Origin of the sequence: Reyranella sp., assembly GCF_965227665.1 — a bacterium.
Lineage (GTDB): Bacteria > Pseudomonadota > Alphaproteobacteria > Reyranellales > Reyranellaceae > Reyranella.
Map to the genome: position 1 here is coordinate 5119486 of NZ_OZ245767.1, position 15711 is coordinate 5135196.

16 protein-coding genes and 1 pseudogene are annotated in these 15711 nt (G+C 67.2%); 7 read left to right on the forward strand and 10 right to left on the reverse strand.

Annotation, left to right across the window (positions count from 1 at the left end; all coding sequences use genetic code 11):
• Window positions 1-3: 3 nt before the first annotated feature.
• Window positions 4-1065 carry an alpha/beta hydrolase gene (locus tag ACO07I_RS24715; protein ID WP_422012142.1) on the reverse strand — a complete coding sequence of 354 codons (1062 nt, stop codon included), beginning with the start codon at window positions 1063-1065 and terminating at the stop codon, window positions 4-6.
• A gap of 65 nt (window positions 1066-1130) precedes the next feature.
• Here ACO07I_RS24715 and ACO07I_RS24720 point away from each other — a divergent pair, with 65 nt between their 5' ends.
• Window positions 1131-2414 (forward strand): adenylate/guanylate cyclase domain-containing protein, encoded by a 1284-nt coding sequence (locus ACO07I_RS24720; protein WP_422012144.1) that lies wholly within the window; start codon window positions 1131-1133, stop codon window positions 2412-2414.
• Window positions 2399-2875 (forward strand): gamma-glutamylcyclotransferase family protein, encoded by a 477-nt coding sequence (locus ACO07I_RS24725; protein ID WP_422012146.1) that lies wholly within the window; start codon window positions 2399-2401, stop codon window positions 2873-2875. The genes ACO07I_RS24720 and ACO07I_RS24725 overlap by 16 nt, the downstream gene beginning before the upstream one ends.
• Window positions 2876-2900: 25 nt before the next feature.
• Here the strand turns inward: ACO07I_RS24725 and ACO07I_RS24730 are convergent, their stop codons facing one another.
• From ACO07I_RS24730 to ACO07I_RS24750, 5 genes are read right to left on the reverse strand one after another with little or no spacing between them, the layout of a single operon-like run.
• Window positions 2901-3344 carry a VOC family protein gene (locus ACO07I_RS24730; protein WP_422012148.1) on the reverse strand — a complete coding sequence of 148 codons (444 nt, stop codon included), beginning with the start codon at window positions 3342-3344 and terminating at the stop codon, window positions 2901-2903.
• 45 nt (window positions 3345-3389) lie between these two features.
• Window positions 3390-4265 carry a transglutaminase-like domain-containing protein gene (locus ACO07I_RS24735; protein WP_422012150.1) on the reverse strand — a complete coding sequence of 292 codons (876 nt, stop codon included), beginning with the start codon at window positions 4263-4265 and terminating at the stop codon, window positions 3390-3392.
• On the reverse strand, window positions 4262-4693 hold the full coding sequence (locus ACO07I_RS24740; protein ID WP_422012152.1) for an SRPBCC family protein: 432 nt from the start codon (window positions 4691-4693) through the stop codon (window positions 4262-4264). Before ACO07I_RS24740 ends, ACO07I_RS24735 begins: the two co-directional genes overlap by 4 nt.
• Window positions 4603-5025, reverse strand: coding sequence for an ArsR/SmtB family transcription factor (locus ACO07I_RS24745; protein ID WP_422012154.1), 423 nt, complete (start codon window positions 5023-5025; stop codon window positions 4603-4605). The genes ACO07I_RS24740 and ACO07I_RS24745 overlap by 91 nt, the downstream gene beginning before the upstream one ends.
• Before the next feature lie 49 nt (window positions 5026-5074).
• Window positions 5075-5815 (reverse strand): DUF72 domain-containing protein, encoded by a 741-nt coding sequence (locus ACO07I_RS24750; RefSeq protein WP_422012156.1) that lies wholly within the window; start codon window positions 5813-5815, stop codon window positions 5075-5077.
• Between the two features lie 239 nt (window positions 5816-6054).
• Here ACO07I_RS24750 and ACO07I_RS24755 point away from each other — a divergent pair, with 239 nt between their 5' ends.
• Window positions 6055-6456 carry a response regulator gene (locus ACO07I_RS24755; RefSeq protein ID WP_422012158.1) on the forward strand — a complete coding sequence of 134 codons (402 nt, stop codon included), beginning with the start codon at window positions 6055-6057 and terminating at the stop codon, window positions 6454-6456.
• Window positions 6457-6474: 18 nt separating this feature from the next.
• Here the strand turns inward: ACO07I_RS24755 and radC are convergent.
• Window positions 6475-7059 (reverse strand): annotated as a pseudogene (gene radC / locus ACO07I_RS24760) (RadC family protein); the annotation flags it as partial.
• Window positions 7060-7520: 461 nt separating this feature from the next.
• On the opposite strand from radC, the gene ACO07I_RS24765 reads away from it, so the two are divergent.
• Complete coding sequence (locus tag ACO07I_RS24765; protein ID WP_422012160.1) at window positions 7521-8951, forward strand: serine hydrolase domain-containing protein; 1431 nt, start codon at window positions 7521-7523, stop codon at window positions 8949-8951.
• A 17-nt stretch (window positions 8952-8968) separates the two neighbouring features.
• Here the strand turns inward: ACO07I_RS24765 and map are convergent, their stop codons facing one another.
• Complete coding sequence (gene map, locus ACO07I_RS24770; protein WP_422012162.1) at window positions 8969-9841, reverse strand: type I methionyl aminopeptidase; 873 nt, start codon at window positions 9839-9841, stop codon at window positions 8969-8971.
• Between the two features lie 112 nt (window positions 9842-9953).
• On the opposite strand from map, the gene ACO07I_RS24775 reads away from it, so the two are divergent.
• Window positions 9954-10715 carry a competence/damage-inducible protein A gene (locus ACO07I_RS24775; RefSeq protein WP_422012164.1) on the forward strand — a complete coding sequence of 254 codons (762 nt, stop codon included), beginning with the start codon at window positions 9954-9956 and terminating at the stop codon, window positions 10713-10715.
• A gap of 151 nt (window positions 10716-10866) precedes the next feature.
• On the forward strand, window positions 10867-11931 hold the full coding sequence (locus ACO07I_RS24780; protein WP_422012166.1) for an AbrB family transcriptional regulator: 1065 nt from the start codon (window positions 10867-10869) through the stop codon (window positions 11929-11931).
• Between the two features lie 5 nt (window positions 11932-11936).
• On the opposite strand, the gene ACO07I_RS24785 is transcribed toward ACO07I_RS24780, so the two are convergent.
• Both ACO07I_RS24785 and ACO07I_RS24790 read right to left on the reverse strand, forming a co-directional pair.
• Window positions 11937-12797, reverse strand: a complete 861-nt coding sequence (locus ACO07I_RS24785; protein ID WP_422012168.1) for a hypothetical protein — start codon at window positions 12795-12797, stop codon at window positions 11937-11939.
• 82 nt (window positions 12798-12879) lie between these two features.
• Window positions 12880-14187: a hemolysin family protein gene (locus ACO07I_RS24790; protein ID WP_422012170.1), complete on the reverse strand. Its 1308-nt coding sequence runs from the start codon at window positions 14185-14187 to the stop codon at window positions 12880-12882.
• A gap of 119 nt (window positions 14188-14306) precedes the next feature.
• Here ACO07I_RS24790 and ACO07I_RS24795 point away from each other — a divergent pair, with 119 nt between their 5' ends.
• Window positions 14307-15698, forward strand: a complete 1392-nt coding sequence (locus ACO07I_RS24795) for an amidase (protein ID WP_422012172.1) — start codon at window positions 14307-14309, stop codon at window positions 15696-15698.
• The last annotated feature ends 13 nt before the right edge of the window (window positions 15699-15711 follow it).

Below are 15711 nucleotides of genomic sequence, written 5' to 3' on the forward strand. Positions count from 1 at the left end.
CCGTCATCGGCCGAGTTGTGCCAGCTCATGGCGCAGGCCCGCGACCATGTCGTCCATCGCCCGCGCCGCCGCGTGCAAAGCTCCTCGCATGCCGACGAACCCATGGATCAGGGTCTCGAACTCGCGGTGAACGACCTTGACGCCCGCGGCCTGCAGTTTTTCTGCATAAGCTTGGCCATCGTCGCGAAGGGGGTCGAAACCAGCGGTGAAGATCAGCGCCGGTGCGACTCCGCTGACGTCGGTGGCCCTGAGAGGCGATGCGCGCGGATCGTCGATTTCAGCATCTCCAGGGAGATAGTGGGTGCGGAACCAGGTCATGTCGGCTTCCGTCAACAGGAAGCCCTCGCCGCAACTCCGGTGCGAGGCGCTGCTCCCCGCCATGTCGGTGGCGGGGTAGATCAGCCATTGCAGGCAGGGCGGATGAGGCTCGCCACGCATCGTCTGGGCGACGACTGCCGCCAGGGTTCCACCGGCGGAATCGCCCGCCACGACGATGCGGTCGGGGTCGAGGCCGAGCGAAACCGCCTGGTCGGCCAGCCAGCGGTAGGAAGCGAGGGCATCGTCGACGGCGGCGGGAAACTTGTGCTCGGGCGCCAGCCGGTAATCGATGGCGACGACGGCGCAGCCCGACCGGGCGCAGAAATAGCGGCAGGCCAGATCGTAGCCTTCGAGGCTGCCGATCACCCAGCCGCCGCCGTGCAAGTAGAAGATCGTCGGCAGCAGGCGGGCGACCGTGCCGGCTGGCCGGTAGATGCGCACGCGCATCGGGCCGGCGGGGCCCGGCAGGGCGCGATCGACGATCTCGCTGACCGGCGCGGGCCGGCCGCCCAGCAGCTGCATGAAGGCGTCATACTCCTCGCGCGCGTCAACCACGCTCATCGTGTGCAGGGGCGGCTGTTTGCCGTGGGCGAGGAGCTTCAGGAACCACTGGGCACGACCGTCCAGGGTGCGCCCGTCGACCGCCACCGGCGGCCCCGCCAGGATGTTCACCCACGAAATCGGCATGCGGAGCGCCAGGTTGGCGATCTTTCCCTGAACCTCCCGCGCAACGTCCTTCATCGACATGGAGTGTACCTAGCATCGCACCGGCCCGTTGTGGAGCCCGGCGGCTCTGGTTAGGTTGCCGGCCGATGCCTCCCGCGGCGCCCGACTTCTTCGCAGACGCGCTCCGCCGCGAGATCATCCGCAGCGAGCAGCAGCGCATGCGCGCCCTCGCCATCATCCTCGCGGTCCTGCTCGCGATCTCGCTGGTGGTGGCGAACGTCTTCAACGCCTATTCCGAGCGCATTTTCGAGCGCGACGTGCCGGGCTGGCTGCCCCTCGTGGGCATCGGTCCGTTCCTGGTCTATGAGTTGGGCTCGCTCGCGTTCCTGCGGTACCGGGCAGCGCGCGACCGCGATTTCCCGCGGGTGGCACGCTTCGCCAATGCCCTGATCGAAACCTCGCTGCCGGCCGTGGTCATCGTGACGCTCAGTCACTACATGGACCCGGTGCTGGTGTTCAGCTACTGGCCGCCGCTGCTCTACTTCATCTTCATTCTGCTCTCGACCTTGCGGCTCGATTTCTGGCTGTCGGTCTGGACGGGCACGGTCGCCAGCGTCCAGCAGATCGCGCTGGTCCTCTGGCTGGTTCCGCTCCAGCCCTGGGGCGAGATTCCGGAGGCCGCGCCGCTGTTCCATTTCAGCCGCAGCCTCATCTTCTTCGGCTGTGGGCTGGTGGCCGGTTACGTCGCGATTAGTCTGCGCACCCAGTTCGAGAAGTCGGTGCGGGCCGTGGTGGCGCGCGACCGGGTCACCAACCTGTTCGGCCAGCATGTCTCGCCCGCCGTGGTCGACCGCTTGCTGGCGACGCGCGCCGATCCTCCGAGCGAGATTCGCACCGTGTGCGTCCTGTTCCTCGACATACGGGGCTTCACCGCCATGACGCGCAGGCGCAGCGCCGAGGAGACGGTGGCGCTGCTCAACTCGTTCTTCGCCGAGATGATCGAGGTGGTGGACTGCAACAACGGCATCATCAACAAGTTCCTGGGCGACGGGTTCATGGCCTTGTTCGGGGCGCCGCTCGAGGACCCGTCGGCGCCGCGAAACGCGCTGGCGGCGGCACGCGGCATGATCGAAACGGTCGAGCGGTGGAACGGCATGCATCCCGTCTGGGCGCTCAGGATCGGCATCGGCGTTCATCTCGGCCCGGCGGTGACGGGGACCGTCGGCTCGCCGCAACGCAAGGAATACACTGTGATCGGCGATACGGTTAACCTCGCCGCCCGCCTCGAGCAGCTCACCAAGGAGGTGGGGGCGCAGTTGCTGATCTCGCAATCGGTGCGCGATGCGACGCCGTGCGACGGTGCCGTCGATCTCGGTCCCGTCGCGATTCGCGGGTACGACGAAGGAGTGCATGTATGGCGGGTGGCCTGACCTGGTACTTCGCCTACGGCTCCAACATGGACCCGGTGCGCCTGTTCGATCAGCGACTCGCGCCGCGCGGTGTGCCGCGCGGCGAGCGCATTGCGGGCCGGCTAGACGGCTGGCGGCTCGCCTTCGACAAACCCGAGCGCGACATGGGCGGCGGCGCGGCCGCCAACATCGTGCCGGCGGAGGGCGCCGTCGTGCACGGCACGCTTAACGCCCTCCCCCAGGAAGGATTCGCGGTTCTCGACATCTACGAAGGCGTTGCGGGTGGCCACTACGAACGCCGCACGATCCGGGTTGTGCGAGGCGACACCGGCGAAGAGGTGGAGGCGATCGTCTATGTCGCGCTCATGCAGGGCGAGGGGCTGAAGCCGCAACGCGCGTATCTCAACTGCCTGCTCGCCGGGCGCGATCTGCTCCCTGCGGACTACTGGGAGCAGCTCGCGGCCACGCCGACGTTCGATTGACCCTTCAGTTCCGTCGCCGAGTACGTCAGGCCGGGACTTTCTGCTTCTCGGCCGTGATCTTGTTGCTCATCGGATCGTAGCCCTGGAGCTCCGGCACGTCTTCCTCGTGCCAGAAGTTGAGTTCGATCATCACGCCGTCGGGGTCGTGGACGAAGACCTGCTGCAGCGGACGCGCCGGCACCTTCTTCACCTCGAAGGGCAGGCCGTCCCGCTTGATCTGGTCAAGGGTGCCGCGAATGTCGGCGCAATTGATGGCGATATGGTCGATCGCGCCGCTGCCCTGATCGGTGCGGCCGCTCTCGGAGATGAGATGCAGGATCGCCTTTTCGCCGGCGTACATCCAGGCGCCGGGGAAGGGGAAGGGCGGACGGTCGCCGTTGGTCAGGCCGACATAGCGTTCGTAGAAGCGAACGGTGGCCTCGAGGTCGGCGCAGTAGACGTTGTAGTGGTCGAGCGAGAGTGCAGGCATGCATGCCTCCTTCGGTTCGGGAAGCTCCGGTCGGACCGCGGGAGCTTAGGCCGAAAGAGCGAAGGGGGAAACCGCTTCCGCCCGACGGAGTACCGCGTTGAAGACAGTCGAGGGTACCGCAACCCGCGGGTCGGCGTAGACGGTCCGCAGCTCGTCCTGGTGCCGATCCGGTTCGCGTGTAAGGCGGGCCAGACGGTCGATGAAAGCCAGATCGATCTCACTGTCGGCCAGGGTCATGCCGCCCCAAACGTCCCAGGGCAGCATCTCGCGGTTGTTCAGCGCCGCCACATCGCGAATGACGTTGCTGGCAATGAACCAGAGGCCGGCCATGTCCAGCACCCCGAAGGCCTGCGGATCGGCCCTGCCGTCGCGGCACAGTCGCCAGGCATCGCCCGCCACCAGGAACTTCTCGCGGGGCACATCCAGCGTGTCGAAGTCGATGCCGAACAAGGCGCGCTGCCGGTCGTCGATCTGGGCGTCGACCAGCACCCAGCGCCCTTGCGCCGCGTCGAAATACTCCGTCACCCAGTGGTCGACGAACCGGTCCTTCGCGAAGTAGGCGCCGAAGCCGCAGCGCGCCCGGGCCGCGATGCCCTTGCTCCTGAGCATCGCGACGAGCATCAGCACGTAGTGGCGGCAGCAGCCGGCAAAGCGCTCGCCCGGCGGGCGGGGATACGTCAGCGGCCGGGAATCATGGACGGCGATGCGCTCCAGAATCTCCCCGGCACCGCGCACATGCGGCTCGCCGCGCTGGCGTTCCGAAAGGGTGATGCCGTAGACGTCCGCCAGATGCTCGTGGATGAGCAGTCCCTGCAGCCCCTTCGCGAGCTCGGCGACATCGTCGGGCAACGCGGCGAACTGCAGCGCCCAGAGGCCGGCGTCGCTCAGGGCGACGGGCGTGCGAAAGGGCGCGGGGTTCACGCGAACAGCTCCTCGAGCTTGTCGAGCGCCATGCCCCAGCCGCCGCGGTGGTCGTCGCGCGCCTGCTCGCTGAAGAACTGTTCGTGGGTCAGGGTGAGGAGTGTGCCGTCGTTATCCGGCTTCAGGTCGATCGTGACCTGCGATTCGCGCTCCGGCGTGCTCTGCCACGCCCAGGAGAAGACGAGCTTCCTCGGCGGTACGATCTCGCGATAGACGCCGCTCACGCTGTGATGCTCGTCGTCGGGCGTCCAGAACTGGACACGGAAGCGGCCGCCGACCCGGAGGTCGGTCTCGGCTATGGGGGCGCGGTGGTGGCCGATGACGCCCCACCAGCGGATCATTTTTTCAGGCTGCGTCCAGGCTTCGTAGACTTTCTCGGGCGGGGCGTTGAGGCGGCGCTTGAGGGCGAGGCTGGGCTTGCTGGCCATTTGTCGTCTTGCTCCAGAAAGGCGGCGAGGCGGTCGAGCTGTTGCGTCCAGTAGCGCTGATAGTGGGCGAGCCAGTTCATCGCCTGCTCCATCGGCTCCGCCTTGAGCTGGCAGGTGACGGTGCGGCCGGACTTGGACCGCACGATCAGGCCGGCCTCGGAGAGCACGTCGAGATGCTTCATGATGGCCGGCAGCGAGACCGGGAACGGCCGCGCCAGCTCGCTGACGGTGACGGCTTCCTCCGCGTCGAGGCGCGCCAGGAGCGCCCGTCGCGTGGGGTCGGCGAGGGCGGCGAAAGTGCGGTCGAGCAGGGCGCTTCTATTGTTAACCATAGAGTTAACAATTAAGCGCCGGCCTTCTGTGAGTCAAGCGGCTGAGTTGTTACCCGAGCTTCTTGATCAGCGCCTGGGCGGCCGCAGGATTGCGGACCTTGGCGCCGGAGATGAAGTAGACGAAGGCGTCGCCCTTCTTCGCCCACGCCTTGGCACGCTTGGCCCACTTGTCGATCTCGGCCGGCTTGTAGCCGGTCTTTACCGTCTCCTCGGACTGCATCAGCCGGGCATAGGTGAAGTCGGCGGTCGGCTCGTCGATCTCGGGGAAGTCCTTGTCGTGGGCATAGACGATCGCAGCCTTGTACTTGGCGGCGAGATCGTAGAAGCGCTCGTCCTTGAAGCTGTCGTGCCGCACTTCCAGCGCGTGTCGCAGCGGCAGCTTGCCGACCTCGCGTGGCAGCAGTTTCAGGAAGGCCTCGAAATCTTCGGGATCGAACTTCTTGGTGCCCATGAACTGCCAGTTGATCGGCCCCAGCCGGTCCTTGAGCTCGACCAGCCCCTGGCTGACGAAGCGCTGCACCGATTCGCCGGCATCGGCAAGCACCTTCCGGTTGGTGCAGAAGCGCGACGCCTTCACCGCGAACACGAACCCGTCCGGCGTCTCGTCGCGCCACTTGGCCCAGCTCGCCGGCTTGAAGCTCGAATAGTAGGTGCCGTTGATCTCGATCGAGGTGAGCTGACGGCTTGCATATTCCAGCTCGCGCTTCTGCGTCAGGTCGTCGGGATAGAAGACACCGCGCCACGGCTCGAAGGTCCAGCCACCGATGCCGACAAGTATTTTTCCGCTCATGCGCGCAGTATAGCGCGACAAGAAGAGCCTGGGGGCGAACTCGCCACGGGGACTTCGACTCTGGAAGTTGCTGCCTGGCAGAGCTCGAAGGACGGCGATGGCCAGAGGGAACCCGTTGCAGATTAAGAAAAGACCAGCCGTTCCGGTCTGCGGTTGGCGCCGGTGAACCAACGGCCGCTCTGCTACGTAGAGAAGTGGCGGCCGTGGGAAGCCGTGCGAATTGGAATTGGGTGGGATTGATGGACTCAGATGATGCAGGCGCTTCAGGCCTGTCGATTCTCGTTGTCGAAACCGATCCGGCGGCGCGTATTGCCCTCCTGGACCATTTGCGGCGACGCGGATTCAGTGTCCTTGAGTCGGGGCATGGCGGGGCGTCCATCCGGGCGGCATACGATCGACCATTCGACTACGTGGTCACCGATATCGATTGGTCGGGTGTGAGCGACGGCTCGGCCCTCGCGCGTTGGGTTACGGCCAACCGGCCCCAGACGCGGGTGATCCTGACTTCGAAGACCCTCACCCATTGGTTCCCGGCCGATAGTACGATGGCTAGCCTCCCGATCCTCAGGAAACCCTTCCGACAGGAGGACCTGGATCGCTTCCTGTCGCCCGTGGCGGTCATGGAGATGCCCGGCTCATGAGCTGCTGTCCGAGCAACGCTAGGCGAGTAGGCCCAGACTCCTGAAGCTCGCATGACCTTTGCGGCCGATCACCAGGTGATCGTGGATCGTGATGCCCAGCGCTTCCGACGCCGCCTTGATCTCGCGCGTCATCTCGATGTCGTCGCGGCTGGGCTTGGGATCGCCGCTGGGATGATTGTGGACCAGGATCAAGGCGGCTGCATTCAATGCCAGAGCCCTCTTCACGACCTCGCGCGGATAGACCGGTGTATGATCGATGGTGCCGCGCTGCTGCACCTCGTCGGCGATCAGCACGTTCTTGCGGTCGAGGAAGAGGATACGGAACTGCTCGGTCTTCTCGTGCGCCAGCGCGGCATGGCAATAGTCGATGAGCTGCTGCCAGTTGGTAAGCACCGGCATGTCCTTGACCTTGCGTTCGGCCAGCCGCCGCCCGACCTCACGCATCGCCTTGAAGTGCACGAGCGTGCGCTGGTCGATCTCGAATTCGCGCAGCTGCGCCGGTTCGGCGGCGAAGACGTCGCCCAGGGTGCCGAAGCGTTCCAGCAGCGCCTTGGCCATCGGCTTGGTGTCGATCCGCTCGATTGAATAGAAGAGCAGCAGCTCCAGCAGCTCGTAGTCGGCCAGCGGCTCGACGCCGGCCTTCAGCACGCGCTCGCGTACCCGGCTGCGATGGCCGTGATAGTGCGGCTTGGGCGGGGCCGGCTCGCCGCTGTTATGGCCGGTCGTGGCCGCGGGCGCGGCCTCGAGCGCCGCGGCCAGCCGGGTCGTGGGGTCCTCGCCGGCGAAGTCCCAGCACTGGTCGAGCCGGTTCCAGGTCCCGCCGGCTTCGCGCAGTAGGATGCGGTGGGGCAGGGTGTTGCCGCTCACCCGCCACAGGCCTTCGGACGATTGCAGGCGGAGACCCTGGGCCAGCAGCGTCAACAAAGCCGCATCGTCGGGAGCCGTTGCGGGAGGGGGCGGCTCCGCGGGCTTGAGGTGTGGGCGACTCTTTGCCATGCCACGCAACCTTGCCGGGTGAGCAAGGCAAAATCGCGGCGGTTGGTCGTTGTGATACGATGCCCCCCATGTCCGACCCAGAGTACCCGGCGACCGTCCTCGCCGAGATCGACGCGGCCTCTGCCGCCTTCGCCGAACAGGAACGAATTCCGGGGCTTTCCCTGGGGATCGTGCAGGCGGGGCGCCTCGTCCATGCGACGACGGTCGGCCTCGCCGACCGGGAGGCCGGCCGGCGCGTGGAGGCGGGGACCGGCTTTCGCATCGCCTCGATGACCAAGAACATGACGGCGCTGGCCATCCTGTCGTTGCGCGACCGGGGATGGCTGCAGCTCGACGCGCCGCTGGCCCACTACGTGCCGCAGTTCGCGGCAGTGAAGCCGGCCACACTCGACAGCGCGCCCGTCACGGTGCGCCACCTGCTCACGCACACGGCGGGCTTCGTCACCGACGATCCGTGGGGCGACCGCGTGCTGGGCATGACACCGGCGGAGCTCGACACGGTGATTGCCACGGGCCACTTGTTCGCGCGCCCGCCGGGCCTTGCCTTCGAATACAGCAACTTGGGCTACGCGTTGCTGGGGCGCGTGCTGACCAACGTGAGCGGCGAGCCCTACCAGGCCTATATGCGCCGCACCTTCGTCGAGCCGCTGGGCATGGCGCGCACGACGTTCGATGCCCCCGCCGCCGCTTCGCGCGGGGACTATGCCTTCGGCTACCGGCTGGACGGCGAGACCTGGTCGCGCGAGCGCATCGAGCCGGACGGCGAGGTCGGCGCCATGGGCGGCCTCGCGACCACCGTCCCGGACTATGCGCGTTATGTGTCCTTCCTGCTGAGTGCCTGGCCGGCACGCGACGAGCCGGAGTCCGGCCCGGTCCGCCGCTCAAGCGTGCGCGAGATGGTGCTGTGGCACGCGCCGCCCTTCGCGCCTGATTGCGCACCCGGCGCCCGCGCGGGACAGCCCAGCGCCTATGGCTACGGCCTCACCCATTCGACCGACGCGCTGCTCGGCATGCGCATCCATCACGCCGGCGGGCTGCCAGGCTACGGCTCGCACGTGCTGATGCTGCCGGAGCGCGGCTGGGGCGTGTTCGCCTTCGGCAATCGCACCTATGCGCCGATGTCGCGCCTGACGCTGGACGTCGCCGAGAGGCTGCACGCCGCTTCACCGCCACCCATTCTTGCGGCGCCGTCGCCCGCGCTGTTGCGCGCGGTGAACGCGGTCGTGGCAGCCTATGCCTCGGGACGAATCGAGGGCGGTGATCGGCCGTTCGCGGTGAATTTCCTGCTGGATACGCCGGCGCCGCTGCGTGACGCCGAACTCGCGTCGCTGAAGCAGCGTCTGGGTGCGGGAAGTCTCGCGCGTATCGAGCCGATCCATGCGCTCGCCGGCCGCTTCGTCCTGACCTGTGCGAAAGGCCGCCTGAACGGCACCGTCACCCTGTCGCCCGAAGCCGACTCAGGAATCCAGAAACTGGTCCTCTCGGCTGCTGATGCTTGAGGCGGAAGCCGGCCTGACTACGCCGGCGTCGCCTGCAAGGGCTTCGTTTCGGCCAGATCGTACGGCGGCTTGGCCAATTCCTTCGGCGAGAGCGTGAAGAACTCGACGCCGGTTTCGGTGATGCCGACCGAGTGTTCGAACTGGGCGGAGAGCTGCTTGTCGCGGGTCACCGCGGTCCAGCCGTCGCTCAGCACCTTCACCTGCCAGGTCCCGGCATTCACCATCGGCTCGACGGTGAAGAACATGCCGGGCTTCAGCACCGGGCCGGTGCCCTTCTTGCCGTAGTGAAGGATGTTCGGCGCGTCGTGGAAGATGCGGCCGAGCCCGTGGCCGGAGAAGTCGCGCACGACCGAGAAGCGCTGCGCCTCGACATAGGACTGGATGGCAAAGCCGATGTCGCCGACATGGCCGCCGGGCTTGGCCGCCGCGATGCCGCGCATCATCGCCTCGTAGGTGACGTCGCACAGCCGCTTGGCCTTCACGCCGACATCGCCCGCGTAATACATGCGGCTGGTGTCGCCGTACCAGCCGTCGAGGATCACGGTGACGTCGATATTGACGATGTCGCCGTTCTGCAGCCGCTTGTCCGACGGGATGCCGTGGCAGACGACATGGTTGATCGAGGTGCAGATCGACTTCGGGAAGCCGCGATAGTTCAGCGGGGCGGGGATCGCCTTGTGGTCCAGGATGTACTCGTGGCAGAGCCGGTCGAGTTCTTCCGTCGTGACGCCCGGCTGGACGTGGGGCGTGATGAAGTCGAGCGTCTCGGCGGCCAGTCGGCCGGCCTTACGCATGCCGGCGAACCCTTCGGGTCCATGCAGCTTGATGGTGCGCTCGTCGCGGCGCCAATAGTCGGCGCTGTCGTCGACGATTTCGCGTGAATTGGTCATCCGCCTTATTTGGCATGCGATACCGGCGGTAACAAGGGCGGGACCGCGGCTTGGCCCGCCGGCCGGGGTCCGATAGGGTCCTGAAACCAAACGATAATTACGCAGGCACTGCATGTCAGACCCGGCAAAAATCGTCACCGCCTGCATCCTCGTGATCGGCAACGAGATCCTGAGCGGCCGCACCCGCGATTCCAACATCCAGTATCTTGCCACCGAACTGGGCAAGCTCGGGGTCCGCGTCATGGAGGCCAGGGTCATTCCCGACATCGAAGAGACCGTGGTGGCGACCCTGAACGAGGTGCGCGCCAAATTCGACTACGTCTTCACCACCGGCGGGATCGGCCCGACCCATGACGACATCACCGCCGACTGCATCGCCAAGGCATTCGGCGTCGGCATTTCCGAGCATCCCGAGGCGGTGGCCCGCATGACCCGGCACTACGGCGATCCGGCGCTGTTCACGCCGGCGCGGCGGCGCATGGCGCGGGTGCCCCATGGCGGCGTGCTGGTCGACAATCCGGTCTCCGTCGCGCCCGGCTTCCAGATGGAGAACGTCTTCACCTTCGCCGGCATCCCCAAGGTCGCCGAGGCGATGTTCCAGTCGATGAAGCACCGGCTGGTCGGCGGCACCCCGGTCCTCTCACGCACCGTGCGCACCAACCTGCCCGAAGGCATCATCGCCGAGCCGCTGGGTGCTCTGCAGAAGCGTTACGAGGATATCGACATCGGATCCTATCCGGCCTTCCGCGACGGCAAGCCCAGCGTCTCGCTGGTCCTGCGCGGCACGGATGATGCAAGGCTCGCCGTGGCGGTGGTCGAGCTGATGTCGACCATCCGCGACATGAACGGCGAGGCCGAGGAATTTCTGACCTGACGCAACTGATCGGACGAGCAAGGCAAGGGTCTTTCGCTGCGCTCAGGATGACACCGTTGTGGGCAATGGCGCAGTGCGCCGCCGACGATAAACTTGTCATCCTGAGCGCAGCGAAGGACCTTTCGCTTTGGTCCCAATCACGGCCCAGCGCATGAAAGGCGTCGGCCGCCACCTCACCTCATGGTCTGCGCTGATCGCGCTGACCGTGCCGGTGACGGCGTTGATGCTGTGGCTGCACGCGCCGGCGGCGCTGATGCTGGGACCGCTGCTCGCCGGTGTCGCCTTCGCCTCGTGGGGCGGCAAGGTGACCTATCCCGTGCCGGTCTTCGCGGTGGCGCAGGGCATCGTCGGCAGCATGATCGCCAAGATGGTGCCGCTCACGATCGTGGGCGACATCCTTGGGCACTGGGCGCTGTTCACGGTCGGTGTCGTCTCGGTCGTCGCCGCCAGCACCTGGGTGGGCTGGCAGATGACGCGCTGGCAGATGCTGCCCGGCACGACGGCGCTCTGGGGCGTGAGCCCCGGCGCCGCCTCGGTGATGACCTACATGGCGGAGGCCTATGGCGCCGACATGCGCATGGTTGCCTTCATGCAGTATCTGCGCGTCGTCATGGTGGCGGCCGTCGCGGCCGGGGTGGCGCGTTACTTCGGCGGGGCCTCCCAGCACGCGCCGGACGCGATCGTGTGGTTCCCCGAGGTCGCCTGGGTGCCCCTGTTCGAGACCCTCGCGCTGGCGGGCGTGGGCTCATGGCTGGCGCGGCGGCTCAGCATCCCGGCGGGCGCCTTCCTCGTACCGCTGGTCGGCGGCATCGTGCTCACGCATATGGGCTGGCTGCGGCTCGAATTGCCGACCTGGCTGCTCGCGGGCTGCTATGCGCTGGTCGGCTGGAACGTCGGCCTGCGCTTCACGCGCGCGCTGCTGGTCCATGTGCTGCGGCAGTTGCCCGGTATCCTGCTGTGCATCTTCGTCATGCTGGCGATGTGTGGCGCCGTCGCGGCCTTCATGGTGTTCGCCGCCGGCATCGACCCGCTCACCGCCTATCTCGCCACCAGCCCCGGTGGCGCCGATTCGATCGCCATCATCGCGGCCTCGACCGACGTCGACGTGTCCTTCGTCATGGCCATGCAGACGGTGCGCCTGCTCGTCGTGCTGTTCGCGGCGCCTTACCTGACCAAGATCATCGCCGATCGGATCGGCGACCTCGGCAAGGGCTGACGGCGTCAGTTCTGCCGGCTGCGTCCGACCTCGACGACCCGGCCATCCGGCATCAGAACCACCAAGCTCACGGATTCGATACCGGGATCGACCGCCAGCATCGGCCGCTGGGCTTCGCGCAGCGCGTTCCAGGAGGTTCGGTCGAAGGGCTCGGCGACGGTCGTCGTGAAGTCGCCCTGGGTGATTTCGCGTTCGGTCAGGCCATCGGGCCATTCCGGCAGTCTCCCGGTCGTGTCCTCCGTCATCGTCTCGATGCCGGCCAGCGCTTTCTTCATGTCCGCCCGCGTCCCGAGAGCGGAATGGTAGATCTCGACGATGAAGCCCGGCGTCGCGGCGCTGTAGAGCGGACGGCCGTCCGGCGCCCGGATCACCAGCGCGGTCGCGGCATTGAGGCAGTCGGTGCCATCGGAGAAGACGTCGATGTGATAACCGCGCCCTGCCGCCGTCCATGGCAGCGTGTCCGACACGCTGCAGTCGCCCTTCGTTGGCCCCGCCGCGATCAGGGCGGCCCGGTTTGTTGGCTTCTGCGGCATCGCCTGCGCCCGCAACCACGCGCCGAGCGCGGCGGGCAGAGCCTTCGTCATGGCGGCCGCATCGCCCGCATTGGCAAGCGCGGAAACGTTCGCGACGGGCGTGATCTCCAGTGCAACGGGGGCATTGCCCGGCAAGACCGTGTCCGGGGCCTCATCGAACTTCGGCTCACCTCCCGGCCGGCGCGCGACGAACAACACGACCGCATCGGCGCAGCTCGGCCCGCGTACGAGGGCGTCCCCGGAATAGCCCGGACCGGCGGTCTCCCACGGAAGATTCACCTTAGTGCTACATTCGGCTGCCTGGGCGATGCCCGGAGAGAACAGGAGGCCCATCGCAAGACCCAGTGATCGAGAGATCATGGCTCCAACTCTACCGCTCGAGCAGCCTCGCGCTCCAGGCGCCCGACAAGACCCCTCATGTATTCGCCGCCCGATGCACCGTCGTGGCGCGCGTCGCCAGCAGCTTGTCGATGCGGCGGCCGTCCATGTCGAGGACCTCGAAACGCCAGCCGCCCACGACGACGGAATCGCCTTCCTTGGGCAGGCGGCGCATGGCGGCCAGCACCATGCCGGCGGCGGTGTGGAAGTCGGCGGTGCGCTTCGTGGTGATGCCCAGCAGCTCGATGAGCTCGTCGGCCGGCATGCTGCCTGCCACCAGCCACGATCCGTCGTCGCGCTCCTTGGCCTCGGGCTCAGCCGGGCCTTCGTCGGTCTGGAAGGCTCCGACGATGGCTTCCAGGATGTCGGCGGTCGTGACGATGCCCAGCAGCTCGCCATACTCGTCCTGCACCAGCACCATGTGAGCGGGCGAGTTCTTGAGCGTGTCGAGTACGTCGAACCCGTCCATCGTATCGGGGACGATCGGCGCGGGCCTGACGAGGGCGCGCGGATCGGCGGTGCCGTCGCGGATGAAGGCATCCAGCAGGTCGTTCTTGCGGACGACGCCGGCGGCGTGGTTCGCGGCGGGATCCCAGGCCAGCAGCCGGGAGTGGACGCTCGACTGGACGGTCTGCAACAGCGCCTGCGGCTCGAGCGACAGGTCGACGATGTCGAGATCGTGTCGCGGCGTCATGATGGCCCGGGCGGGCCGGTCTCCGAGGCGCATGACGGCGCTGATCATGCCGCGCTCGCGCGGCTCGATGACGCCCGAGGATTCGCCGTCGGCGATCAGCGACTTTATCTCCTCGGCCGTCACGGCGGCGTCGGCGCTCTGCCGCCCGCCCAGAAGACGCAGGATCGCCTTGCCCGAGATGTCGAGCAGCCAGACCAGCGGCGCGGAAATGCGCGCCAGCATCGCCATGCCGGGCGCTACCGTCGCGGCGACGGCTTCGGCATTGCGCAGCGCGATCTGCTTCGGCACCAGCTCGCCGACGATCAGCGACAGATAGGTGATGAGGGCGACCACGCCGCCATAGGCCAGCGGTTCGGCGAAGCGCAGCGGCATGCCGGCGTCGGCCAGGACCGTCGTGAGGCGCGCGCCGAGCGTGGCGCCGGAAAAGGCACCGGCCAGGATGCCGACCAGGGTGATGCCGATCTGTACCGTCGAGAGGAAGCGGCCGGGATCGTCGGCCAACCGCAGCGCCGCCGTGGCGCCGCGGGAGCCGCCCTCGGCCATGGCCTTCAGCCGGCCCCGGCGCGCCGAGACGACCGCCAGTTCGGACATTGCGAGGACACCGTTGATGAGGATGAGGACGAGGGCGATCAGCAGCTCGATGTAGACCATCGCTTCAGTCTAACTGCGTTTCGGGTCGGAACGAAGGCGCGTTGGGGCGCGGGTTTTGCAAGCAAGCGTGCGGGAAATCGCCCCAAAACCCCTCACTCGAAATCGTGTACGTTCGATCCATGACCGCTTTGCATGACATGACCGCCGGCGAGCTGCTCGCCGCCTACAAATCCAAATCGCTGTCGCCCGTCGAAGCCACGGACGCCGTGATCGCCCGCATCGAGGCCTGGGAGCCGAAGCTGAAGGCGCTCTATGCCCCCGATTTCGAGGGCGCGCGCAAGGCCGCGAGGGCGTCCGAGGCGCGCTGGCAGAAGGGAGCGCCGCAAGGTGCGCTCGACGGCGTGCCGATCACCATCAAGGAGAACATCGCCACCAAGGGCGTGCCGGTGCCGCTCGGCACGGCGGCGACCGAGCTCGTGCCGGCGGCCGACGACGCGCCGGCTTCGGCGCGCGTGCGCGAGGCGGGTGCGATCATCCTCTCCAAGACCACCATGCCCGACTACGGCATGCTGTCCTCGGGCCGCAGCTCCTTCCATCCGCTGACACGCAACCCGTGGAACCTCGCCTGGAATCCCGGCGGTTCCAGTGCCGGCGCGGGGGCGGCCGCCGCCGCGGGCTATGGTCCGCTGCATCTCGGCACCGACATCGGCGGCTCGGTCCGCCTGCCGGCGAGCTGGAACGGCATCTTCACGCTGAAGCCCAGCCTCGGCCGGATCGCCGTCGATCCGCCGTTCTTCGGCCGTGCCATCGGACCGATGACGCGCACCGTCGGGGACGCTGCGCTGCTCATGGCCGAGTTGTCGAAGCCCGATGCGCGCGACCATATGAACCTGCCGCCGGCCGACATCGACTGGGCCGCCGGGCCGCTGTCGCCCAAGGGCCTGAAGATCGGCCTGCATCTCGACGCCGGCTCTGGCCTGCCGGTCGATCCCGAGGTCAAGGAGGCGATCGAGGCCGCCGCCAAGCTGTTCGCCGACGCGGGCGCCCATATCGAGCCGGTCGCGCCGTTCCTGTCGCCGGAGATGCTGCATCTGCAGGATCTGTTCTGGCGGGTGCGGAGCTGGGTGGATTTCTCCGCGCTCTCTCACGCCAAGCAGGCCAAGGTGTTGGCCTTCATCGCCGACTGGTGCCGTGGCGGCGCCGACGTTTCGGGCAGCGACGTGATCCGCGGCGTGAACAACTACATGGCGATCCGCGCCGCCACCGTGCGCGCGACCCAGGCCTACGACTTCGTCCTGTCGCCGGTCTCGCCGGTGCCGACCTATCGCGCCGAATGGGAGACGCCGACCAACGACGTCAGCCGTCCGCTGGAGCACATCTCGTTCACCATGCCCTACAATATGAGCGAACAGCCGGCCGCATCGATCAACTGTGCCTACACCAAGGAAGGCAAGCCGATCGGCCTCCAGATCTCGGGTCGTCGCTTCGACGATTCCGGCGTGATGCGCCTGTCGCGTTGGTTCGAGACGGTGCGTGGCGAACAGAAGAAGTGGCCCGAGCCGCCGAAATAGGGCGCTCGCTCTG